23 protein-coding genes are annotated in these 21159 nt (G+C 55.9%); 6 read left to right on the top strand and 17 right to left on the bottom strand.

Annotated elements, in window-relative coordinates; genetic code table 11:
- Positions 1-7: 7 nt before the first annotated feature.
- The 8 genes from trbL to traI are packed head-to-tail and all read right to left on the bottom strand — an operon-like array spanning position 8 to position 6961.
- On the bottom strand, positions 8-1198 hold the full coding sequence (gene trbL, locus RRU01S_RS20520) for a P-type conjugative transfer protein TrbL (protein WP_045232089.1): 1191 nt from the start codon (positions 1196-1198) through the stop codon (positions 8-10).
- Positions 1192-1416 (bottom strand): entry exclusion protein TrbK, encoded by a 225-nt coding sequence (gene trbK / locus RRU01S_RS20515; RefSeq protein ID WP_045232088.1) that lies wholly within the window; start codon positions 1414-1416, stop codon positions 1192-1194. Before trbK ends, trbL begins: the two co-directional genes overlap by 7 nt.
- The gene (gene trbJ, locus RRU01S_RS20510) at positions 1413-2222 is read right to left on the bottom strand and encodes a P-type conjugative transfer protein TrbJ (protein ID WP_045232087.1); all 810 of its coding nucleotides are present in this window, start codon (positions 2220-2222) and stop codon (positions 1413-1415) included. The genes trbK and trbJ overlap by 4 nt, the downstream gene beginning before the upstream one ends.
- The gene (locus RRU01S_RS20505; protein WP_045232086.1) at positions 2194-4662 is read right to left on the bottom strand and encodes a conjugal transfer protein TrbE; all 2469 of its coding nucleotides are present in this window, start codon (positions 4660-4662) and stop codon (positions 2194-2196) included. The genes trbJ and RRU01S_RS20505 overlap by 29 nt, the downstream gene beginning before the upstream one ends.
- 9 nt (positions 4663-4671) lie before the next feature.
- Entirely contained in the window at positions 4672-4971 is a 300-nt protein-coding gene (locus RRU01S_RS20500) for a conjugal transfer protein TrbD (protein ID WP_045232085.1), read from the bottom strand.
- Positions 4964-5368 carry a conjugal transfer pilin TrbC gene (gene trbC, locus RRU01S_RS20495; protein ID WP_045232084.1) on the bottom strand — a complete coding sequence of 135 codons (405 nt, stop codon included), beginning with the start codon at positions 5366-5368 and terminating at the stop codon, positions 4964-4966. Before trbC ends, RRU01S_RS20500 begins: the two co-directional genes overlap by 8 nt.
- Positions 5358-6329, bottom strand: a complete 972-nt coding sequence (trbB, locus tag RRU01S_RS20490) for a P-type conjugative transfer ATPase TrbB (protein ID WP_045232083.1) — start codon at positions 6327-6329, stop codon at positions 5358-5360. Before trbB ends, trbC begins: the two co-directional genes overlap by 11 nt.
- Positions 6326-6961 carry an acyl-homoserine-lactone synthase gene (gene traI / locus RRU01S_RS20485; protein WP_045232082.1) on the bottom strand — a complete coding sequence of 212 codons (636 nt, stop codon included), beginning with the start codon at positions 6959-6961 and terminating at the stop codon, positions 6326-6328. Before traI ends, trbB begins: the two co-directional genes overlap by 4 nt.
- A 366-nt stretch (positions 6962-7327) precedes the next feature.
- On the opposite strand from traI, the gene repA reads away from it, so the two are divergent.
- From repA to RRU01S_RS20460, 5 genes are all read left to right on the top strand, one after another.
- Positions 7328-8524 (top strand): plasmid partitioning protein RepA, encoded by a 1197-nt coding sequence (gene repA / locus RRU01S_RS20480; protein ID WP_045232081.1) that lies wholly within the window; start codon positions 7328-7330, stop codon positions 8522-8524.
- 102 nt (positions 8525-8626) lie between these two features.
- Positions 8627-9586, top strand: coding sequence for a plasmid partitioning protein RepB (repB, locus tag RRU01S_RS20475; protein ID WP_045232080.1), 960 nt, complete (start codon positions 8627-8629; stop codon positions 9584-9586).
- A 173-nt stretch (positions 9587-9759) separates the two neighbouring features.
- Complete coding sequence (repC, locus tag RRU01S_RS20470; protein WP_045232079.1) at positions 9760-10974, top strand: plasmid replication protein RepC; 1215 nt, start codon at positions 9760-9762, stop codon at positions 10972-10974.
- A gap of 60 nt (positions 10975-11034) precedes the next feature.
- Positions 11035-11190, top strand: a complete 156-nt coding sequence (locus RRU01S_RS26515; protein WP_234936193.1) for a hypothetical protein — start codon at positions 11035-11037, stop codon at positions 11188-11190.
- Positions 11191-11367: 177 nt separating this feature from the next.
- Positions 11368-11673: a helix-turn-helix domain-containing protein gene (locus RRU01S_RS20460; RefSeq protein WP_045232078.1), complete on the top strand. Its 306-nt coding sequence runs from the start codon at positions 11368-11370 to the stop codon at positions 11671-11673.
- A 1572-nt stretch (positions 11674-13245) separates the two neighbouring features.
- Here RRU01S_RS20460 and RRU01S_RS20445 read toward each other — a convergent pair.
- Entirely contained in the window at positions 13246-13515 is a 270-nt protein-coding gene (locus tag RRU01S_RS20445; protein ID WP_045232076.1) for a hypothetical protein, read from the bottom strand.
- A 195-nt stretch (positions 13516-13710) separates the two neighbouring features.
- Between RRU01S_RS20445 and RRU01S_RS20440 the strand changes: the two genes are divergently transcribed.
- Positions 13711-13908, top strand: a complete 198-nt coding sequence (locus RRU01S_RS20440) for a hypothetical protein (RefSeq protein ID WP_045232075.1) — start codon at positions 13711-13713, stop codon at positions 13906-13908.
- Positions 13909-14061: 153 nt separating this feature from the next.
- On the opposite strand, the gene RRU01S_RS20435 is transcribed toward RRU01S_RS20440, so the two are convergent.
- The 8 genes from RRU01S_RS20435 to RRU01S_RS20400 form a co-directional block, all read right to left on the bottom strand.
- Entirely contained in the window at positions 14062-14814 is a 753-nt protein-coding gene (locus RRU01S_RS20435; RefSeq protein ID WP_045232074.1) for an IS6 family transposase, read from the bottom strand.
- 87 nt (positions 14815-14901) lie between these two features.
- Positions 14902-15891, bottom strand: a complete 990-nt coding sequence (locus tag RRU01S_RS25075; protein ID WP_052816162.1) for a type VI immunity family protein — start codon at positions 15889-15891, stop codon at positions 14902-14904.
- Positions 15892-15898: 7 nt separating this feature from the next.
- Positions 15899-16906: a PAAR-like domain-containing protein gene (locus RRU01S_RS25070; protein ID WP_052816160.1), complete on the bottom strand. Its 1008-nt coding sequence runs from the start codon at positions 16904-16906 to the stop codon at positions 15899-15901.
- A complete protein-coding gene (locus tag RRU01S_RS20420; protein ID WP_131367810.1) occupies positions 16903-17949 on the bottom strand; it encodes a hypothetical protein in 1047 nt (348 codons plus the stop codon). Before RRU01S_RS20420 ends, RRU01S_RS25070 begins: the two co-directional genes overlap by 4 nt.
- Positions 17946-18962, bottom strand: coding sequence for a DUF2169 family type VI secretion system accessory protein (locus tag RRU01S_RS20415; RefSeq protein WP_045232072.1), 1017 nt, complete (start codon positions 18960-18962; stop codon positions 17946-17948). The genes RRU01S_RS20420 and RRU01S_RS20415 overlap by 4 nt, the downstream gene beginning before the upstream one ends.
- A 12-nt stretch (positions 18963-18974) precedes the next feature.
- Positions 18975-19226: a hypothetical protein gene (locus RRU01S_RS20410; RefSeq protein WP_045232071.1), complete on the bottom strand. Its 252-nt coding sequence runs from the start codon at positions 19224-19226 to the stop codon at positions 18975-18977.
- Positions 19227-19353: 127 nt separating this feature from the next.
- The gene (locus tag RRU01S_RS20405; RefSeq protein WP_045232070.1) at positions 19354-20013 is read right to left on the bottom strand and encodes a hypothetical protein; all 660 of its coding nucleotides are present in this window, start codon (positions 20011-20013) and stop codon (positions 19354-19356) included.
- The gene (locus RRU01S_RS20400) at positions 20010-21062 is read right to left on the bottom strand and encodes a hypothetical protein (protein ID WP_131367809.1); all 1053 of its coding nucleotides are present in this window, start codon (positions 21060-21062) and stop codon (positions 20010-20012) included. The genes RRU01S_RS20405 and RRU01S_RS20400 overlap by 4 nt, the downstream gene beginning before the upstream one ends.
- Positions 21063-21159: the final 97 nt, after the last annotated feature.

Raw genomic sequence — 21159 nt, 5'->3', positions numbered from 1 at the left:
CCTCCAGTTATTTGGTCTTGTTAAGTGGCGGTGGTGGAGGTAGCGATGCGGTCCGACCCGATTGCTGGTCAAGTTTGGCGTTGGCAAGCCCGAGCAGCGATCCGGCATAGGCACCAGGCGACCCGATCGCCTTGTCCTTGGCGGCGGAGCCGACCGCGCCCGCCGCACCGCCTATGCCGGCCTCCATGCCACGCATGGCGGCACTGCCGAGGGACGCTCCTCCTGCCCTCGCCGCACTTGCAGCCTGAAAACCTCTGCTGGCTGCTGCCGTCGCCAGATAGCCGGCACCCGCCGCAAACGAAGCGGCCTGTCCGCCGTGGCGGATGGCTTCCATGCCCCCGGAAACGGAGGCACCCTGGACCACGCCTTGAAGGATCGGTGGCACATACATTGCGATGACGAAGACAACGACCGAAATACCGGCGATGGCAAGCGTAGTGATAAACTGCTCGGAGGTGGCTGTCGGTGCCTCGGCCAGGCCCAACAGGATGTCCGAGCCGATCTTCGCAATCATCACCAGCGCCATCAGTTTCATGCCGACCGAGAAGGCGTAGACCAGATACTTGACGGCGAAATCCTTGGTATAAGATGTACCGCCCAATCCGAGCATGATCATGCCTGCGAGCAAGCCGACATACATCTCCACCATGACAGAGACGAAGATCGCAGCAACGAGCGAAAAGCAGACGACGACCACGACCATGGCGAAGACGGCGGCGATCGCCAGGGAGTTATCCTCGAAGAGGCCAAACTTCGCCTGTTCTGACATTTTGGTCGCAACGCGAATGCCGGCGTCGAAAATGTTGGCGGGAGAGGCTGACCCACCGCCAGCGCCGATCTGGTAGAGGCTGTCCACGACAACCTTTGCAAATGCCGGTCCCTCATTGAGGATGAAGGCAAACAGCCCGATGAACATGATGCGCTTGACGAGTTCGGCAAACCAGCTATCGAGCGACGCGGCGTTGATCGCCAGCCATACGGCGGCGATGCCAAACTCGATGCCCGCCAGAATCCAGAACAGTGAACGCGCTGCATTCATCACCGTCGTCTCCCAGCCCTTGGCGGCCGCAACGACGGAGTTTTCCAGGGTCGTGAGCACTTGACCTTGCTGCGCCATAGCCGGCGTGCTCGCGATTAGGATGAGGCCGATCGCGACGCAGGCGAGCTCCACGCGCCGGGAAGGATGAACGATCACCATCTCGGCTTCATCTCCTTGCCGCCGCTTATGTCCCGAGTAGTGTCGCCGCCAAAGAACTTTTCCCGGTGAACTCGTCGGTCTACATTGAATGCAGCTTGCGGAGACGCTTCGCCAGCTCTGGACAGGTGTGTCGCAGGCGGCTGAACGATCCATCTGGCGACGATACCGGACGCGATGATCCCGACGACAGCAAGGATGATGAAAAGGCGCGGGCTCACCAGCGGGGCTCCATCGTCTGTCCGCCGCGGATGTCATGCTCGCTTCCGCTGAAGAATTGCTCGCGGCGCGCCTGAGCGAGATCCTTTTGTGCCTGCTCCGACTGAAACCAGGTACCCATCATCGTTATCTGCTGGGAAACCAGGCCCCGTAGCTTCTGCACCTGCGCGACCTGCTGGGCGGCGATTTGATGTCCGACCTGCAACGCCTTCATCTGCCCGTCGGCCGTTTCCGACATCAAGCGCAGCGACGACATCGCGCTTTCCTCGCTCGAAAACTGGTCGGCCGTCAGGTTTGCGGCCTTCAGGGAACCGGCGATCGTGTCGCGATTGGTGTCGGACCAGTTCTGATAGGTGGACGAGAAGCCTGCCCCGTCGGGCAGGTTGCTTTTCATCTCGGAAAAACTTTGAAAGCGCTGCTTGAGCACGTCGTCGATATTACCCATCGAGAAGGCGATCCCCTGCCCCTGCTCGACGACATTTTGCAGGTTCTTGAGATCGCTTTCGACCTGGCCCCAGACGTGGTTTGGCAACCGCGCCGTGTTCTGCAGCATGTTGTTGTAGATGTTGATCTGGTTCTGGATTTGCTCGGCAAGCTGCGAGATCTGGGTAATCTGGTTGTTGACCTGCTCGGCCGACTTGCCGACGAGCGAAATCAGCTCGGCATTGTTGGCTAGCTGTGTCCATTCCGTTGCCTGTCCGGTGACACCACCGGCCTGAACCTGGATTGGCGTCGCTATTGCGAGGCCGGTCGCCACGATGACCACCGCACGGTAGGTCTCAGAAGGTCGGGAAGAGTGTTTCGGCATGGGCGATCCCCCTTTGCTGGAGCCAGTGGAGAGGCCAAGCGTCCCCGTGTTCGGAATGAAGAATGCGAATGCGCTTGAGGTCTTTTTTGCCGGTTGCCCCGACGAACGAAAGCGCCACTGGACCAAGCGCCATGTCGAAGAGCCTTCGGCCCTCGGGCGAGACGACGTAATATTCGCGCTTTGGAATGGCGGTCGCGACGATCTCGATCTGCCGCTCGTTGAAGCCGATGCGCTCATAGAACTCGCGCGTGCCCGGTTCGCGCGCGGCACCGTTCGGCAGGCAAATCTTGGTCGGGCAGCTCTCCTTGAGCACATCGATGATGCCGGAGCGCTCCGCATCCGAGATCGATTGGGTGGCGAGGACCACAGCGCAATTGGCCTTGCGCAAAACTTTCAGCCAGTCCCGGATCTTGTCGCGAAACACCGGATGGCCGAGCATCAACCAGGCCTCGTCGAGAATGATCAGGCTAGGAGCGCCGGTCAGGCGTTTCTCGATGCGCCGAAAAAGGTAGGTGAGAACAGGGACGAGATTGCGCTCGCCCATGTTCATCAGTTCTTCGATCTCGAAGCACTGGAACGGGCCAAGCGCCAGGCCGTCCTCTTCGGCGTCGAGCAACTGGCCCATCGGGCCATCGACGGTGTAGTGATGCAGCGCGTCCTTGATCTCGCGCATCTGCACGCCGGAAACGAAGTCCGACAGCGAGCGACCGCGGGATTCCGCCATCAGTGCCACCTGCCTGGAGATGGCGTTGCGATAGTCCGGGGTGATGGTCACACCTTGCAGCGCCACCAGCATCTCGATCCACTCGGCCGCCCAGGCACGGTCTCCGTCGGACGATAGTTCGGCCAACGGGCAAAAGGAAAGTGCCCTCACCTCACCACTTGCCGACGAACCGATATCGCCGCCGATCTGGTAGTGATCGCCGTTGAGACCGAGGGTCAACGGCAGCATCGAGCTGCCCTTGTCGAAGGCGAACACCTGAGCATCGGCATAACGCCGGAACTGCGCTGCGATCAGCGCCAGCAGCGTCGACTTGCCAGAGCCCGTTGGCCCGAAGATCAGCGTGTGTCCGACATCGTCGACATGCAGGTTCAGCCGGAACGGCGTCGATCCGGACGCGACCTGCATCAAGGGCGGCGAGGCCGGCGGATAGAACGGGCAAGGCGCGTTCGGACTGCCCGACCAGACGGAGTTCAGGGGGATGAGATCGGCGAGATTGCGTGTGTTGATCAGCGGCTCGCGAATGTTGGCGTAGGAGATGCCTGGAAGACTGCCGAGAAAGGCGTCCGTGGCGTTCAACGTCTCGATCCGTGCGCCAAAACCTTCGGCCTGGATCAGGCGGCGGATCGCCTCGCACTTCTCCTGGAGGCGACCTGAGCCTTCTTCGAAGATGACGATGACCGGTGTGTAATAGCCATAGGCGACGAGCTGCGAGGAGGCTTCGGCAATGGCATCTTCAGTCTCAGCCACCATCAGCATGGCGTCCTGATCGACCGAGCGTGATTGCGTCTGGAACAGCTGGTCGAAGAACGGCCGTACCTTCTGCTGCCACTTCTTGCGTGTCCGCTCGAGCCTTGCCCGTGCTTCTTCGGCGTCGAGGAAGACGAAGCGGGATGACCAGCGATAGGTGAGCGGCATCCGGTCGAGCGTGTTAAGGATTCCCGGCCAGCTTTCCGCCGGCAGACCGTCGATCGCCACCACACCGAGGAACCGGTTCTCGACCAGCGGCGTCAGGCCATGCTGCAGCTCGGCCGTCACCAGCCAGTCGAGATACATGGGGATGTCCGGCAAGCGCACCGGATGGTTCTCGCCGGTGACGCAGAAACGGATGAACTGGAAGAGCTCGTCGTAGCGCGCGACGCGATAGCCGCCGCGCTCCGACGTTTCCAGTGTCACCATCCGACGGATCGACACGACATTGGCGAGATACTGCTCGACCTCCCGGATCGAGGTGAGGAAACTTGTCAGTGCCTTGTCGGCATAGGTGGCGGAGCGGCTCGCCGCGTCGGAGTAGATATACCGCGTCAGCCGGGAGCGCCGTGGCTCCGGGGGCCGCCAGGTTAGGATCAGAGCATGCCGGCTCTCAAAATGCCCCTTCTCCTTCTGGAAATGCATCCGCCGCTCTTCGTCGATGGCGCGCGTGACCGGATCGGGAAAATGGGCTTCAGTCTCGGTCGGGTAATCGCCAGTTGGCACCCTGATAGTTTCGACCTGTATCATCCATCCCGAGCCCAGCCGCGACAAGATGGCATTGATCTGTCGCGACACCTCGTTGCGCTCGGCGTCGGTCGAGCTCTCGCTATCCGGCCCGGCAAAATACCAACCGGCCATCAGGGAGCCGTCTTTCAGCAGGATGACGCCATTATCAACGAGGCCGGCATAAGGCACCAGATCGGCAAACGACGGGCCGGAATGGCGGAATGATTTGAGGGCGACCATCTCAATCCCTCAGTACTTACGCCACGGCGACGAGGTCGCGCGATAGGACATCTTGTAGGAGATGTGGCGGAGATAGACTCGGCGCATCAGGGGATCGGATTTGGCGATCGTGCGGAGTGCCGCGACGGCTACCAGCCAGAACGCGATGCCGAACAGGGCCGCGTACCAGGTCAGGACAACGAAGATCAGGATGATGGCGGCCAGCGCCGTCAACAGCACGAGCTCGCGGTCGGCGCCCATCAACAGGTTCGGACGCGATAATGCCCGGTGCACACGAGCGCGCGCCAGAGAAGATCCGGCCTCAGCCATGAGTCCCCTCCCCCGCTGTGGCCGGCGTCATCCTCGGTTCGGGAGTTTCTTGCTCGGCCTGTGCATGATTGCCGCCGATTGATGCTCCGGTTGCTCCAAACAAAGCGACAATCTGGGTAGCCCCAAGCAGCACGCCACCGACCAGCGCGACGTAGCAAAGCCGACGTGCAAAATCGTTCAGTTCGCCGCCGAAGATCAGCATCGCACCGGCAATCGCAACCGCAGCCAATGCAATAAATCCGGCGACAGGCCCCGTGATCGATTGCTGGATCTGTTGCAGTGGCGATTCCCAAGGAAGACCGCCGCCGCCAGAAGAGGCGAGTGCTGGTTCTGCAAGACTGACGCAAACGGCGACAAGCGTCGCGCGGTTAAGAGGAATGGAGATGTTACGCGACATGGCTGTCCTCATCGATCTGGGCGTAATGTTCGGTCTGGTAGCGGCCGTTGCGGTATCCTTCGATGTGGATCACCTCACGGACCCGCCTCCCCTTAACCGTTCGTTCAATGGAGACGACGAGATCGACGGCTTCTCCGATCACCTCCTGCATTGGCTGCTGGCTGGCCTCCGCCGTCAGTTGCTCGAGCCGGCGCAAGGCTGACATCGCCGTGTTGGAATGGATCGTGGTGACTCCGCCCGGATGTCCCGTGTTCCAGGCCTTGAGCAGCGTCAGGGCCGCACCGTCGCGGACCTCGCCGACGATGATGCGATCGGGACGCAGGCGCATCGTACTTTTCAGCAGACGGGCCATGTCGACGGTATCGCTGGTGTGAAGCGAAACTGCGTTTTCCGCCGCGCACTGGATTTCGGCAGTGTCTTCGAGGATAACCATCCGATCGTCCGGCGACGCAGTAACGATTTCTGCGATGAGGGCGTTGGCGAGTGTGGTCTTGCCCGAGCCCGTGCCACCCGAGATGACGATGTTCATCCGAGCGTCGATCGCGCTTCGAATTGCAGATGCCTGGGCTTCGGTCATCACCTTCGACTTCACATACTCTGTCAGTGGAATGAGACGGGAGGCACGACGGCGGATGGTGAACGCCGGTCCGGAGACCACCGGCGGCAATAGACCTTCGAAGCGGTGTCCACCAATCGGAAGTTCGCCAGAGATGATCGGCCGCGCGTCGTCGGCCTCCGACTGCAGGGCATGCGCAACGCTGCCGATAACAACTTCGGCTGCGGCGGTGCTCATCGCGCCGGCCGGTGCAACGCCGTGCCCCAGCCGCTCAATGAAGAGGCGGCCGTCCGGATTGAGCATGATCTCGACCACCGTCGCGTCATCGAGCGCGATGCAGAGTTGGTCACCAAGGGCGTCCTGTAGTTTGCGGACCAGGCGGGGTTGGGAGCGGAGCTGGGTCACGCAGCGCTCCTGAGCAATGTCCCATCAATCTGCGGGGTCGAATGGTAACCCTGTGGGCAAACCTGCTCAAAGCTGCCACGGTCGGCCTGCAGGCTTCCGGCGATGGCGATGGTGTTGCCGATCGGAGCCGGTTCGCCGAGACGCTGCATCGGCCATCCCGCTCGCTTCAGGATGCGCTCGAAGCGGAGATCGGTGGCCGTGACGATCTCACTGTAGCCGCTCGCCATCGACCATTCGATGATGCCGGCGAACAAGGTGAGCGTCGCGAGATGAAGTGGGGCCCCTCCCCTGCCAGCGAGCAAGGACGTGTCGATGCAAAAGCGCGAACTCTCAACCATGCCTGAATGAGGACGAAGCAAACCCGTATCGAGAAGCTGGGGGAAGGTCTGCTCCAGCATTGTAGGGCCAGAAGCTGGAAGGAGACGAACGCAACCTGCGACCGTTTCACGGTCGGCAATTGCCAGGAGATAAGTCGGCCTGCAATCATCGTACTGGTCGCGCTCTTCTCCGGCGGTGATGGAGACGTCCCAGGCGAGACGTCCGGCAAATACCGTCGCTCGAAGACGGTGCATCTGTCTCAGGAACTCGCGATGGCGCTCGTATTTCTCGGGCGCGACGGTCAATATCCGCATGATAATCTCCGCTTGAACAAGGTCATGCGGAATGAAATCATCTCCTTGAGCGTGTGCCTATGTGCAGATTTGCACCTCAGGTGATTCTAGCGACTCGCTGATCCCTCCCGTAGAATGTGAGTGTGCAGTGAGCTAGATCGAGAAGATTCATGTGCAAATCTGCATTTCGCCGTTACGAGGTCGACTTGCGCAAACAGATGTAAGTAATGGATTCAAATCACAGAATCGCGATAATCCGCGGTTGCGAAGAAAATGCGTTAACCATTGATTAACTTTAAATATCTTGCAAACCATGCTGGAATCGGTTGTGCTATTCACGGTAAATAGGTGTGTTTACGAAAATTACCGTGTGTACGAGAGGAAGTCGTGGAAAATTCGGCTCAGCTTCAAAAGGCTATCCATAAACTGATCGGCGCCCACGCGCGAGACCTCTCTGGTGCGTTGCACGAACATCGTGTGAAGTTGTACCCGCCAGAGGCGCGCAAAACTTTGCGTTCCTTCTCCTCGACGGAGGCTGCGAAGCTGATCGGTGTCAACGATGGATACCTTCGTCACCTCTCAATCGAAGGCAAAGGTCCTCAGCCCGAAATTGGCAACAACAATCGTCGCTCCTACACGGTCGAAACGATTCAGGCCCTACGAGAATACCTTGATTTAACCGGAAAAAACGATCGGCGCTATTCACCCAAACGCTCAGGTCAGGAGCATCTGCAAGTCATCACAGTTGTCAATTTCAAAGGCGGCAGCGGGAAGACGACAACGGCTGCACACTTGGCGCAATATTTAGCCCTTAACGGCTACCGTGTTCTTGCCATTGATCTTGATCCGCAGGCCAGTATGTCGGCATTGCACGGCTTCCAGCCGGAGTTTGACGTCAAGGACAATGAGACGCTTTACGGTGCGATGCGCTATGACGCTGAACGTCGCCCGTTGAAAGACGTGATCAAGAAGACCTATTTCGCCAATCTTGATTTGGTGCCAGGCAACCTTGAGCTGATGGAGTTCGAGCACGATACGGCGAAGGTTTTGGGCTCAAACGATCGAAAAAACATCTTTTTCACGCGCATGGACGACGCGATCGCTTCAGTCGCGGACGACTATGATGTCGTGGTCGTAGACTGCCCTCCGCAGCTTGGCTTTCTAACCATTTCCGCTTTGTGTGCAGCGACTGCCGTCCTCGTCACCGTTCATCCGCAGATGCTTGACGTCATGTCAATGTGCCAGTTTCTTTTGATGACGTCGGAACTGCTGAGCGTCGTCGCCGATGCAGGCGGAAGCATGAATTACGACTGGATGCGTTACCTAGTCACTCGCTATGAGCCCGGTGATGGTCCTCAGAACCAGATGGTGTCGTTTATGAGGACGATGTTTGGAGAACATGTCCTCAATCATCCAATGTTGAAAAGCACAGCTATCTCAGACGCGGGCATTACCAAGCAAACGCTCTATGAAGTCAGCCGTGACCAGTTTACGCGGGCGACCTACGACCGTGCGATGGAGTCGCTAGACAATGTAAACACTGAAATCGCGCAGCTCATTCAAAGCGCATGGGCGCGCAAATGACGGCGCTAGCATCTCGCGTGAATGCGCAGAAGTTGTCAGCCGGAAACTTTCGAGAAGTCACTTGTTTTATGGTGGCAACCTCGACACTCGAGAGGGCTAACAATGGCTAGAAAACACCTGCTATCCGATCTCGCTGGACCGAAGTTGCCAGCCGGAAACTCCGAGAACATTTCCGCGCAGAATCCTGCCACTCCGCAATATTCCCCACGTGGCGCGATAGGTGCTGTTTCGCGCTCCATCGAGCTTTTGAAGTCTCAGTCGCTTACGGAACTCGATCCGAATCTCATCGACGCGCCGCTCGTGGCGGATCGGTTGGAAGAGTCTCCCGAGCAGTTTGAAGAGTTCGCTCGTAACATTAAGGAGCACGGTCAGCAGGTCCCCATCCTCGTGCGCCCTCACCCGTCTGTTGAAGGTCGATACCAGATTGCATATGGGCGCCGACGTCTGAGAGCAGTGAAAGCTGCTGGCATCCAAGTGAAGGCTGCAGTTCGCACCTTGTCGGATGACGAGTTAGTTCTGGCGCAAGGGCAAGAGAACAGCGCTCGGCAGGATCTGTCGTTCATCGAGCGCGCCCTATACGCCGCAGAGCTTGAAGCTGGTGGGTTTCAGCGGCCCGTCATTATGGCGGCTCTTGCTGTGGATAAAAGCAATCTTTCCAGGTTGATCCAGGCAGCCAAACAACTTCCAGCAGATATCATCCGCTCGATCGGCGCTGCCCCCAAAATCGGTCGGGACCGTTGGTACGAATTGTCAGGCCGCCTAAGTCAAGATGGCGCTCCCGAAACTGCCAGGACGTTACTCAATAGCGATGTAGTCAAAAGCTTGAGTTCTGACGAGCGTTTCGCTCGAGTATTCGAAGCTGTCACCCCTGAGAAGACAAAGGCGGCGAAGTCTGAGGCGGTAGTTTGGAAAGCTGAGGACGGCACCAAGGCCGCTCGGTACAAGCAAGACAAGCGAACGCTGACTTTAATGATCGACAAAAAGGCCGCGCCAGACTTTGCGGACTACCTAATGTCGGCGCTCCCAGAAATTTACGCTTCGTTCAAAAGGTCGAAGCAGTAAAACGAATCGCAACTAGGAAAGGAACGATAGCGCAAAGAAAAAGCCCTCCGAAACGGTGTTCCAGAAGGCCTCTCTCAGTTTGGTCGCTTAGAGAATCGCATTTCCCGGAATCCCAGTCAAGAGTCAACGCCAACCTAGCGTAGCTTTTCTTTGCCTTTTGGAAGGTGAAAGAAATGGAGACAGGAAGTGTGACGACGCCCTTTGGGCGGCGGCCAATGACGCTTGCCTTGGTGAAGCGGCAAATGGCCACCAACGATATCAAGGCTGGTAAAACGGTCGAAAAATGGAAAGTCTTCCGTGACGCCTCGGAAGCGAGAGAAGAACTCGGCTTGCAGTCGAACAGCCTGGCTGTGCTCGACGCACTTCTGAGCTTCTATCCCGAAAACGAATTGCGCCAGGACGCACAGCTCATCGTGTTTCCTTCAAACGCTCAGTTGATTCTTCGGGCCCACGGTATGGCAGGGGCCACGCTGCGTCGTCATCTCGCGCTGCTGGTCGACGCTGGCCTTATCGTTCGCAAGGATAGTGCCAATGGCAAGCGTTACGCGCGGAAGAATGGCGCCGGCGAGATCGAGAATGCCTTCGGCTTCGACCTTTCTCCGATCCTCGCCAGGTCCGAAGAGCTTGCTGCCATCGCGCAGAACGTCGTTGCTGCCCGTTCCGCATTCCGCAAGGCGAAAGAGAACCTGACAATCTGCCGCCGTGATGTCCGCAAGCTCATTACTGCGGCGATCGAAGAGGGTGCTGACGGCGACTGGATGGTGATCGAGGCTATGTACATCGATCTCGTTGCCCGTATTCCACGCTCCCCCACCATCGCTGACGTCGCCAGTATCCTCGATGAACTCGAGCTTCTGCGCGACGAAATCCTTAATCTATTGAATATGCAGCAAAATTCAGAATTTAATAGCACCAATGATGCTCATATTGAGCAGCACATACAGAATTCAAAATCCGAATACTTCCATGAACTTGAACCTAGCTCTGAAAAAGAGCAGGGCGAAAAGCCGAAAAAGAGACGCGAACCTCAAACTGAAACGCTAAAGGCCTTTCCTTTGGGTGTCGTGCTGAAGGCCTGCCCGCAGATTATCGACTACGGACCGGCCGGCGCTGTGGGCGGTTGGCGCGATCTCATGTCGGCCGCGGTCGTGGTGAGGTCGATGCTGGGCGTCAGCCCGTCGGCCTATCAGGAGGCTTGCGAAACCATGGGACCTGAAAATGCAGCGGTTGCGATTGCCTGTATCCTGGAGAGGGCAGGGCACATCAATTCGGCCGGCGGATATCTGCGTGATCTGACCAACCGGGCGGCGCGTGGGGAGTTTTCGCTCGGGCCGATGGTAATGGCACTGCTACGGTTGAACGGGGAAGCTGGAAAGCGCTCGGCGTGAATGACCATTGACAGAAACGACTTCGATCGCCATAACTACCCCAATGGGTTATAAAACATTATGCCTACAGTCGCTGAAACCTCGCTCTTCACCAAACAGGCACCGGCTCTGTTCACGGACGACGAGGGCAAGGATCTGATTGACTTTCTGGCGACCGATCCACAGGCCGGTGATGAAATACCGGGTGCGGGTGGTGTCCGTAAGCTGAGATTTTGACCAAGGGTAAAGGCAAACGAGGCGTTTAGGTGTCATTTATTGCTGGTACAGCGACGATCCGATCATCTATGCGCTTTTCGTCTACGGCAAGAGCGAAAAGACGGCTTTGAAGCCGGAAGAGGCCAAGGCGGTCGCTGCGTTCGCGAAGGCGATAAAGGCGACATACAGGAGCAAACCATGAGCGAGACGACAAAATTCGGCGAGGATTTGATTCAGGCTATGACCGAAGTTCTGGGTCATGCGCAGGGCAGGGACCCTGCGGGAATGCGGGTCACTGCCGTTGATCTGGAAACTGTAGACGCAAAGGCAATCCGCCAAAAGCTACATCTGACACAAGATGAAATGGCTGCTTTTCTTGGGACAAGCGCTTCTGGGTACAAAAAGTGGGAGCAAGGGGCTCGTCAGCCATCTGGTGCCGCTCGGACGCTTCTGCGTGTGATGGAAAAAGAGCCCGAGGCGGTGTTGCGAGCATTGTCGAATTAAGTTTGTGATTGAGTGTGCTGAGTTAAGCTACAGGCTGCTCTTTCTCTCTTGGTCGGTTTCAACCAGGCTGGCTCAACGCAATAACGAATAAATTATTATTCTCAGATATTTAGAAATCCTCCCTTGTGGAACAGTGCGGGCCGGAGCAGAATGGCTGAACGTTTCTTTGTCCTGCAAGCCTTTCGGCTACACAACCACGCCTTAAGAGCGATCATGCCCACCCATCATGGGTAATACCTACTTTTCTTAGAGTTGAGCCCAATGTCTAGAATTGCAAGCCTCTATTCTAGAGCGGTTGATCAATGAGAGGCCGGTCTCCATGCTGAGACAGCGCGGACCACATGCAACCAAAAGCAAGTCGGTCATCGACTTGAAAACCGCTCTGGGAAATATCTAAAAAGTTTCCGGCTGGCAACTCTTCCGTGGCGCCAGAACACAGAGACTGAAGACAGACAGGATGAATCATTTAGCTAAAGCCTAACACGACTAGGCTAGGCTTACACATGCGTAATGGATGCCATTATAAATCGGCGGTGGGTAAGGATGCCAATACGCATGATAACGCCCATTATTTCTCACGTTAACGTGGTCATTTCTTTACGCTTAATCACAGATGACCAGCACGTCGCCGGCGGTGAGATTTCCGAGCAACCCCGAAGGGGCTATCCGAGCTAGAAACCTTCATGCAGTTTTCTGCATGCGGACGATGAGCTGGTGATGCTGCAGCTGTATCAGCTTGGCCACTCCACCCGTGACGTTTCTCAATCTTGTTCATGAGCTTGACGAAAGGCATGTCAATGCGCGCCCTCGAATTCGAAGTAACGACGGCGGGCAGCATGGGACGGATGGTCGCGGACATGGAACTCAAGTTCATCAAAGACAGACAACGCGCGGGTGTCGAAGGCCGATGGCAGTCAGGTCCATAACTTTCAGCGCGATGCACTGGCTAATGCGGATGTTGAGGCGAACGACATCTACGAGGACTCGGCCTCGGGCAAAGGCCCTTCGCGCCGTTCAGTGTCCTCTTTCATGTTTTTACTCTTTTTCCCAACACGAAATTGAACTTCTGGTTGGGCTCGTCAAGGACCACAATGGTAATCCGCGAGAATGAATATATGATAGTCAGTACGGCAGCGTACACGATTGTATTGATGGTTCTACGCTATCATAAGTGTACATTGATCTATGGAAAATCTTTTTCGACGTATCGACGGCGCTCTAGGTGATGAGGTCTGTATGTCGTTTGAACAGGATGTATGGGTTGTTCGCGTTTTCGAGCAGGGACTTCTACTAACAGCGATATTCCATTCGGAGGATGAAGCCAAAGAGTTCGCGGAAATCGAACAAGCAAGGATGGACCAGTTAACGCCGGGTAGAGCCACCTAGTTGCTGCCTTCACTAATCGTTCTAGCGGAAATAGCATTTTTCTATATCACTATTATTAGTTGCTGTTTTGGTTCGAATGCTGCATCAGGTGATTGCTGGTTAGTCGCCATAATATCCTATTCCCTCGGAATGATAGTTATTCGAGGCCGAAACCGCCATATTTCGATCAGGGATTAACCAGCGCCATCAAGTAATTGCAAGAAAGGGTGAAGGAGTGTTTGGTTCTCCTTCGTTTTCGCCGGTTGTCTTAAGTGCGATAAACTTTCGAGGGGTACCATCTTGTATGATCGCCACTTGCTGCGGAACGGCTTTCCCTCGCACCTTTGCTTCAAGCGCATATGTTAGAAGGTTCAACTCCGCCTCCGTTATGGCCCGATATTTGGTTGAAAAATGGCTTCCGTCTGCGTCAAGGACGGTGACGTTTTCGTACACGACGTGGAAGAAATATTTGGTCATCACGCTTTCACAAATAACAGTCTAGGTGCCCCTAACAGGTGAATGGAGAGGGTTCCTTGCCGACCCCTAAAACACAAAGGCCTAATGTTACGTTCCAAATCCAAATTGGGTGAGCGAAGCGGTCAGTATTGTCCGGTTGCGTACACACATCAAGTCGTACTAGAATACCGCGCTACCTTAAAGTAGATAGGAAAAATGACTGACCTGTTCGACCGCATCGAGAACGTCATCGGTAATTCAGTGGAATTGTTCTTTTCGAATGAACTCTGGACGGTGCGCGTCATTGAAGACGGCACTGCAACCACCACACCATACGAGAGTGAAGCCCCCGCGATCCAATTCGCGGAAGCCGAGATGAAACGTCTTGGTCTAACAACGATCATTCGTCTGTGATCACGCTGACCTCTTAGAGACTTGCTCTGAAGCGTAATTGCCAAGTGCCCCCGGTGCGTGTGAATCGGCAGGGATCCCTATGCCGATACGCACGATAAGGGCCTGTCGCAAACATTTTCGGAGCGCGCGATTATCCCCTGAGCATCCTCATTTTCATGCTTTGTTAATCTTTTGCAGTCCGAAGAGGCGCGCAAGCAAATCGTTCTGATCGTTGATGGTCCATCCTCCGGAAAAGCCAAAGCCTTTCCTCAACCACAGCATCGCCTCGAAACCCGCGATGGTTCGCCGCGCCGTGTTGAAGGATTGGAAGCCACCGATCTTTGGCATGTTCTTCTTTACCCGGAAATGGTCACTTTCAATGCCTTGCTGGAGATGCTTAGTGACATAATGCACGGGATCGGGATGGAGAAGCCCATCATCAACTGACGTTTTGATCGTTGACGGGAAGGTGTTGGCCCCGTCTGTCCCGATCCTGTTCGGCGAGAACAAGGGTTCGTCTTTGAGCATCTTGCGGAAGAACCGCTTGGCCGCGTCGAGATCGCGCTTAGCAGTCAGCAGGAAATCCACCGGATTGCCATGCTTGTCGATGGCTCGGTACAGGTAGCGCCATTTGCCGCGGATCTTGACGTAGGTCTCATCGATCCGGACCGAGCCGCAATGGGGTCGCCGAAACTGCCGCAGCCGTTTTTCGATCATCGGCGCATAAGCCAATACCCAGCGGTTGACCGTGCTATGATCGACCTCAAAGCCCCGCTCGCGAAACATCTCTTCCAAGTCACGATAGCTGAGCGGGTAGCGCAAGTACCAGGCAACCGCCTGTACAATCAACCAGGCCTCGAAATGCCTGCCTTTGAAGTCATCCTTTGATTGGCGCTTCAGCTTCTCGGCAATAGCATTCAGAATCATGGGCTCGCTCCGCAACTTTCGGAGCGGCAAATTCCATGCCTATGGTCAACATACGATTAAGCCCGAAAATTTGCGACAAGCCCAGTTTTAATCAAACCTCTTGACCCATCGTAGCGTTTCTTCCAAGGAATCAAGGGGCTGGGGAGCATCGATGAGCGGTCGCTGATGATCGTCAAACCGGATCGGTTTCAAAACGTCGGAGACCGACTTATAGGATTGCGGAATGAGGCCACGGTTAATATCGCCAATTTCGGGCCGTTTTCCAGCCTGGATGACGAGACCTCCATGATAAGGAAAGATCGGACACCCGTCTCCGAGACGTCCCGCTAGCTTCTCCGTTCCACCCAGTTCAGAGACGAAACCGTCGTCAATAAACGTCAGCCAGTTGATGGTCCTGATAGCCCTCTTTCGCGACCGGTTCATTCGTACATACCAGCGGGATTGTTCGGGTACGTCCAAGCCCGGAAATCGCCGCGCGATTGGAAAGGCGAGCAGCCGATCCGCCAGGCCCTGCCTACCTTCGTTGAACAGAATCGAAAGTCCCGCGGTGCCATAGGCCGGCTTGAGCATTTCGCACCACTGCTGAACGAGCGACCTGTATTCATCATATCCGACCGTTTCCGGCCAACTGGCCGGTAGATAGATAGCGATACGGGAAAATTCCCGCATTTCCGTGTTGCCGACGGCTTCCGCGTAATAGATCGTCGGATCATCCACGTCGCGAGAATTCGGATAGCCGAATAACGCCGCTTCGAAGCTTTCATCTTCCTTCACATTATCGGGCGTGTGAGCACGTTCCATCACATAGGCATCGTAGTCGAAACCCTTGAGGGAGTGGAGCTTTCGACCGTTATGGGGAAGATAGTGGGTCACCTGAGCTTCAAAGATCCGCTTATAGTCTATCAGGACCTCTGCCATCCTTTCTCGCGTTTCGAGGCTCGTCGCTTTCTGGAGGGCAAAATCGATATAATGTCCGAAACGAAGCAAGGGCACGCCGCGTGTGGATTCCACTGCGATCCTATCGAGAATGCTCCAGTCGCTGGCCTCGGTCAATAGCTTGTCTGTGTCTTGCGTCATATTGCCCTCAACCTGCCGTGGCCGCCGTCAAAGTCAGCCCTCCAAGAATCGCGGCCGCAGCTGCACCGCCGTAAATCAGGAGACCGCCGGTTGCGACCCCGCCAACGGCTAGCCCTGTTGCCTTCCACGGATTTTCCTTGGCCCACTGGACTGGATCATTCAAGAGCTCCGCTGACTCCTTGACAGGTTTCGCCACTGGTGCTGTAACCGGCGCCGGAGCGCTACCTCCGCCTGAGCAATCGCAATCGTTTTTGAAATTCACGTCCTCGCGCGTCATGTCATGCTGTTCGGTGATCTCGTCGATATAGTCGCTCTGCTTGCCGCGCATTCGGTCGCCAGGTCCCTTGTATTCGGTCCCTGTCATGTTATCGAGATCGATGAAGTCGATGGGCCTTTTTCCACCGCCGTGCATGATCGAACCGTCAGGCCTGCGGCGAATCGTCCATTGCCCGTCATTCAGGTCAAATGCAACTTCGGGTTCTATATTGCGATTGTTCTTCTTGGACCATTCGGTCATCTTCTCCGCCACGCAGCGACCGCTCATGGTGCCGGCGGCTTGGCAGGCACAGGCAGCCTTGCAGATTTCGTCCAGTAGTTCACGGTTCTTCTCATCACGGACCGGTCCGGTGAAGTAGCCGCCTGCCGAAATCGTATTACCCTTGTTGAGCAGCATCCGATCCGTTAGCCGCGTTACATTCCGCCCTTCCATAAAGACGTTCGAAGACCAAGAAAGGAAGGTCGCACGATGCTGATTAACGCCGGACGTCACACCGCCACCGACCCCAGGCTCATCCCCAAAAGAGCGGTAGAACTCCGATCCTTTTACGCCGCACATGGCACCACCATGCGAAAAGACCGAGAACGTGCCTTTCGCCAGGTCGCGTGCATAAGCAGTGTTGGCATAAGGGATGGGCTTTTCTGGACTTTTGCAGACATCCGGTAGGGTTGACCGTACCCAGCCATCGGAATGCTTGTGGCAGAGTGTCAGCCCATTGATGGAAACGGTTTCCCTCATGAATCCATTCCATGCTTATTTAGAGATTGGAACACTGCAACACAGCGCGGCCCCTGTGGTAAGGCGATTGACAGGATCGAAACACCGGCAGTCTGGTCCTCCGCCTGATCCGGCGGACCAGACTGCCCGCCGTCAATTGCCACAGTAGCCATGATAAGACTATTAGCCGCCCCACAATCCCCTGTAAAGGCGATCGGCGTTTCAAAATCCGCCAAAAGTTTGTCAGGAACCCGCGCGCCAGAAAGGGCAAATCCGAGATCTTCAGAACGCCAGCGCTCACCATTGAGATCGACAAGGAAGCGGGCAGGTGAAAAGGTTTCGAATGCCTGCCGCAAGGGCTTGGCGAGGCCACGGCCGATAACACCGTCCGGCGCCAAAAGATTCTCCCGTTCGAACCCGGTGAAAACCGACCGCATCGTTCCGAGAACCGGTAAAGCTTGGCGAAGCTCACCAGGCAATTCCAACATTACAAGCACTGCGGCTTCTGCTGGGATCAAACCATGCGGATTGCCGCGGCTGAAAAGGCGCCCATTGACCGCCAACATGTCTAGCAATTCGGCATCCATGAAACTGTCGAGAGCGCCCACGATCAGGCCGCCGCCATTCTCATCTCGAAGCTCTTTCAAAGCTTTCGCAACCTCGTAGAGCGCGATTGTATCTCCGCCGCTCAGAAGAGAAACGGAGCTGAACCACTTGGAGTAAGTGTTTTTGACCCACGTCTGCAGCCCGGCGCCAATGTCATGGCGGCCGAGCCAAGCCGGCACGACCAGTCTCAGGGCAACCGGCGCATCGATCTCCACTTGGGCGGCAAGATCGTCGAAGGCAGCGGCAAACAGATTCCGGATACGAAGGTCATAGTCGCGGACCTCCTCGAAGGGCATGACGCATGAAAGCGTTATGGCCTGCCCGTCAAAGCCGATCGGGCCCTGTGAAGAACGCACGAAATTGCGAACTCTTTCCACGTATGCGCGACGTACTGCATCCGATCCCTGCCCTAAGGGACAGGAAATTCCAACGCCCACGATACCGGCTAATGCGTTCATGATACCACACCTGCCATCTGCTTAATCTGCACGCGGCTGCGAGCCACGGCCATATCTCCCTCTGGGCAGGCAATCGCTGCATTCCAAAGCATTTCGATGGTTTTTTCCGTACCGTTGACTGTAACTGAGATCAGGCGAGGCCGGGCCTCGATCTTCTGTCGGCCGATCCAGGTTGCGGTGTCAAAGACGAGCTGCGGCAGCCGAAAGCGATAGTCCCCCGTCTCATGCAGGCCTACAACGCGGATCGGTTCTCCGCCCTTGATGTCGATAACTTGCCCCTCCGGCGCGGCTTGAAAAAATTGGGGTGAGAAATCTGCAGGCAGAAGGGGTGCCTCGTATTTGCGCCAATCCTCGTCATAGGTTCCTGCATAGCGGGCGCGGCCGGCCCATCCGGGCTGGACAACACCGAAGCCACAGGGGTCGGGCAGCGTTCCTGCGCCGATCGGCGCCTGCATACTTTCGATAAGGGGGAGCTTCACATCTGTATCAGCGGTAAGCTGACCCCATTTCGCCGTCCATCCAAAACCGATCGGATTGGCCGGATGCACGCGGGTTTCCATTTCGGCAAAATCGGATCCGCCGAGGCTGTTGCGCCAGCTGAGACGGCAGCGTTGGAATGGCTCATAACCCTCAAGCCGCAGCGCGCCGTTCCTTACGCGCAATAGCCGCGAGCCGAAAGCCACTGCGCTCTTGGAATGACTGCCTAGTTCGAAACCAAATTCGACCTTGTTGACGGAACGCCCTTCCGGGGCGACGACATCGCCGGTAAGAATGAAATCGGTTTTCGGACGAAAGGGGAAGAAATCCGCCTCGCTCAGCATTTCTTCAGGCAGGTCAGCCGCATAATCGGGCCGTATGCGGATCTCACCCTGATCGTCCGAAAGCCGACTAAAGCCATCCTGTAGGATTGAAAACCGCGCTCGTATAGACAATACCCAGTGCTCCAACCCGGCGTGATCACGTACGAAATAACCCAGCGCGGCGAACGGGCTGCGATTGTCGACCTCCCACATCACCGCGCCTCGTCAGTTGAGATTGATCGTCGCGGCATCAAGCGCGATATCGCGTTCGGCGGTCTGCGAGATGCGGACTCCGCGCACGCTGACATGCCCATCTGGCCGCAGAGTCAGGACGGACTTGCCGTTGCGCACGATTAACGCACCGGAGCCAGGCTCAATGTCGATCATGGCGGCGAGCGCTATTAGCTTCTTCCAGACTTCTGCATCTCCGAGAAGCATATGGGGTGTAAACTTCGTACGATCCGGCATATCGCTCATGGCTTCAAAATCCTGTTCATCACCTAAAGATTGATCTTATTCTTGCGACCCTGGAGCCAACATCAGCCCACAATCATTCGACATGCATCAATGGCCGGTCGCGCGCAGGTCAAACTCCTTAGTACACTCAGGGATATTTAGTTCCGCTTACGAGATGGTTGAGGCTTTCGTTCTTCCATCGTGAAAGTTCGTCTAATAGCTCGACCGCAGATTTTTTTTCTTCGTCTGTGAGTGTGTCTTGTTGTTTTGCGAGATCTGTCACGCCGCTGAAGATGATTGCGGTTTGTTCACCAAACTCACGGATACCGACATCCCAGGTCATCGATCCGGCTGGACCTTTGATACCATTTGAACGCATTTCAATCTGTTCGAACAAGAAACCTTGCAGATTTTCGGATGTAAGACTTGAAAGCTCTAGATGCAGGTTTGGCCCTCCGCCTGTTTTCGCTAACATTTCGATCAACTGGCGCCGTGCTGCGGGATATTTCTGTGCTTCTATCACGGGATTAAAAATCAATGCTCCAGCGAAAGCGATCCTCTCATCAGAGTCACTATCGGTGAAGATGTAGACCTTCCCGCACATATCCTCGGCAGAGATGATGTTTTGCGTGGAGTAGGGAGGCATCGCTATTTTAAGCTCAGATTTGTCGCATATAGGCGTCGCTTTGAACGCGTCCTCTTCTCCAACCCACTTAGACATGTCAGTCGCCTTCGTCGTTCCGACACCAAATATCAGTGCCAACATTAAAATAGTTGCATAACATCCTTTGGCGGTTTGACTAATCATCGGCCGATCTTTCCGCCTTCGATAGTCCCGCCGAGGGTTCCACCCGCTCCAACGGCCACCTTACTTTTCCCACCAAACTTCCATGTACCATTTTTCTTCTCTAAACCGCCCTCAAATTTTGCCGCAGCACCCGTACTTACACCAGCAGTTCCACCAAGCGTGATACCATAATCGTAGGTGTCGTCTTCGACGGCACGACAAAGCTCTTGGGACCACTTCCAGTGCCCAAGCCATGTATGGTTGCATGCCGCGTCGAGCCAGCGGGCTGGCACGATCGACGTTTTGCCATCTGCGGTTATTTCTAGGATTATCGCTTCTGCACCAAGTTCACCCTTAAGGGTGGCCTCGCCCTCTTGCCTGTTGAATGTGGCTTCACCGCTAACTTTAGCTCCAGCTTTCACCGCAGTCACGTCGACGTTCATTTCTTGAGGAAGAGCGGTCCCTCCTTTGAACTTATTTTTCCAGTCGAGCATGCTTGCGCTGGCGCTAGCCTCAACTTTCGCTCCTTGGACGGCTTTTCCATCCTCAATAAACCGGCCAGCCGAACCCACAGCTTTCGTTTCGGCACCGAACACACGGAGATGGTTCTGATAAAAGCCTTCTGTATCTTTCTGCTCGTGCACTGCCCATTTTTTTTCGAATAATTTGTATTCTGCTTTTGCCTCTAGGGAGGCTTTATTTTCCGTGGTCGACTTGCCAGAGGGCAGATGGCCTTCATATTTCCGCTCGCCTTTAGACTCGGCCTTCAGCGTTAAAGGACTCTCGTCTCCGTCTTCTTGCTTACCACCTTCCAATGCATTGGCGTCCAGCTTTGATGCATAGTCGGCGAGCGCTTTGATGTCTTCAGCCTCAGTGCTCGTCGGAAAAACGGAAGCGTCATTGATGTCGAACGAGCCACTAGAAATTGGACTCCAAGCGGCATGATCATTCGATGAAGAATTTTCCTCCAGCTTATCTGCCGGTTGGATGCCTAGCGCCTCTATATCTTTTCCATGTAAGCTCTTCAGTTCATCTTCACGCTCTCTGGTTCGCGCTTCGACAGGCGGCAAGGCCCCGTGTCCACCAAGGATAGGATCCTCGTCGGCGTAAATATAGTCCAGAACACTCCAATCCTCGACTGGATCAGACGTAGTTGGACTGGAGTTT

Origin of the sequence: Agrobacterium rubi TR3 = NBRC 13261 (genome assembly GCF_000739935.1) — a bacterium.
Classification (GTDB): Bacteria; Pseudomonadota; Alphaproteobacteria; order Rhizobiales; family Rhizobiaceae; genus Agrobacterium; species Agrobacterium rubi.
The sequence above is the reverse complement of the archived record's forward strand: the minus strand, read 5'-3'. Positions and strand labels throughout refer to the sequence as shown.

What these genes read in the sequence shown, in the direction of transcription:
- RRU01S_RS20405 (WP_045232070.1), bottom strand. Translation starts at nt 20,013, where the DNA reads ATGATTAGTCAAACCGCCAAAGGATGTTATGCAACTATTTTAATGTTG.
- RRU01S_RS20505 (WP_045232086.1), bottom strand. Translation starts at nt 4,662, where the DNA reads ATGGTCGCCCTCAAATCATTCCGCCATTCCGGCCCGTCGTTTGCCGAT.
- trbJ (WP_045232087.1), bottom strand. Translation starts at nt 2,222, where the DNA reads ATGCCGAAACACTCTTCCCGACCTTCTGAGACCTACCGTGCGGTGGTC.
- RRU01S_RS20445 (WP_045232076.1), bottom strand. Translation starts at nt 13,515, where the DNA reads ATGACCAAATATTTCTTCCACGTCGTGTACGAAAACGTCACCGTCCTT.
- RRU01S_RS20500 (WP_045232085.1), bottom strand. Translation starts at nt 4,971, where the DNA reads ATGGCTGAGGCCGGATCTTCTCTGGCGCGCGCTCGTGTGCACCGGGCA.
- repC (WP_045232079.1), top strand. Translation starts at nt 9,760, where the DNA reads ATGGAGACAGGAAGTGTGACGACGCCCTTTGGGCGGCGGCCAATGACG.
- trbC (WP_045232084.1), bottom strand. Translation starts at nt 5,368, where the DNA reads ATGTCGCGTAACATCTCCATTCCTCTTAACCGCGCGACGCTTGTCGCC.
- repB (WP_045232080.1), top strand. Translation starts at nt 8,627, where the DNA reads ATGGCTAGAAAACACCTGCTATCCGATCTCGCTGGACCGAAGTTGCCA.
- RRU01S_RS20440 (WP_045232075.1), top strand. Translation starts at nt 13,711, where the DNA reads ATGACTGACCTGTTCGACCGCATCGAGAACGTCATCGGTAATTCAGTG.
- traI (WP_045232082.1), bottom strand. Translation starts at nt 6,961, where the DNA reads ATGCGGATATTGACCGTCGCGCCCGAGAAATACGAGCGCCATCGCGAG.
- RRU01S_RS20435 (WP_045232074.1), bottom strand. Translation starts at nt 14,814, where the DNA reads ATGATTCTGAATGCTATTGCCGAGAAGCTGAAGCGCCAATCAAAGGAT.
- RRU01S_RS20420 (WP_131367810.1), bottom strand. Translation starts at nt 17,949, where the DNA reads ATGAACGCATTAGCCGGTATCGTGGGCGTTGGAATTTCCTGTCCCTTA.
- RRU01S_RS26515 (WP_234936193.1), top strand. Translation starts at nt 11,035, where the DNA reads ATGCCTACAGTCGCTGAAACCTCGCTCTTCACCAAACAGGCACCGGCT.
- RRU01S_RS20460 (WP_045232078.1), top strand. Translation starts at nt 11,368, where the DNA reads ATGAGCGAGACGACAAAATTCGGCGAGGATTTGATTCAGGCTATGACC.
- RRU01S_RS20410 (WP_045232071.1), bottom strand. Translation starts at nt 19,226, where the DNA reads ATGAGCGATATGCCGGATCGTACGAAGTTTACACCCCATATGCTTCTC.
- RRU01S_RS20415 (WP_045232072.1), bottom strand. Translation starts at nt 18,962, where the DNA reads ATGTGGGAGGTCGACAATCGCAGCCCGTTCGCCGCGCTGGGTTATTTC.
- RRU01S_RS25075 (WP_052816162.1), bottom strand. Translation starts at nt 15,891, where the DNA reads ATGACGCAAGACACAGACAAGCTATTGACCGAGGCCAGCGACTGGAGC.
- trbL (WP_045232089.1), bottom strand. Translation starts at nt 1,198, where the DNA reads ATGGTGATCGTTCATCCTTCCCGGCGCGTGGAGCTCGCCTGCGTCGCG.
- RRU01S_RS25070 (WP_052816160.1), bottom strand. Translation starts at nt 16,906, where the DNA reads ATGAGGGAAACCGTTTCCATCAATGGGCTGACACTCTGCCACAAGCAT.